Origin of the sequence: Streptomyces jumonjinensis, from assembly GCF_009600885.1 — a bacterium.
In the GTDB taxonomy this organism is placed as follows: Bacteria; Actinomycetota; Actinomycetes; order Streptomycetales; family Streptomycetaceae; genus Streptomyces; species Streptomyces jumonjinensis.
The window spans coordinates 23317-23765 of the sequence record NZ_VCLA01000189.1 but is presented as its reverse complement, the minus strand read 5'-3'; the positions used below and the strand labels follow the sequence as shown (position 1 = coordinate 23765).

General features: G+C 70.6%; 1 pseudogene. It reads right to left on the bottom strand.

Features of this window, described 5'->3' with window-relative positions:
• Window positions 1-449, bottom strand: a pseudogene (locus FF041_RS40610) (hypothetical protein); the annotation flags it as partial.

Genomic DNA, 449 nt, shown 5'->3' with positions numbered 1-449 from the left:
CGGCTATGGGCGTCGTGATGACGACCGTGGTCCCCGTCGTGACGACCGCTCCGGTGGTCCCGGCGGCTCCGGTGGTTTCCGCCGCGATGACCGTCGTGACGAGCGTCCGGCGTTCCGCCGCGACGACCGCTCTGGCGGTCCCCGTCGTGATGACCGTCGTGATGAGCGTCCCCGTGACGACCGGTCCGGCGGTTTCCGTCGTGACGACCGACGCGATGACCGTCGTGATGAGCGTCCGTCGTTCCGTCGTGACGACGACCGTGGTGGGTTCCGCGGTCCCCGTGACGACCGTGGTGGCCGTCCCTCCGGTGGCGGCGGCTATGGGCGTCGTGATGACGACCGTGGTCCCCGTCGTGACGACCGTCGTGATGAGCGTCCCCGTGATGACCGGTCCGGCGGTTTCCGCCGTGACGATCGACGCGACGAGCGTCCCCGTGACGACCGGTCCG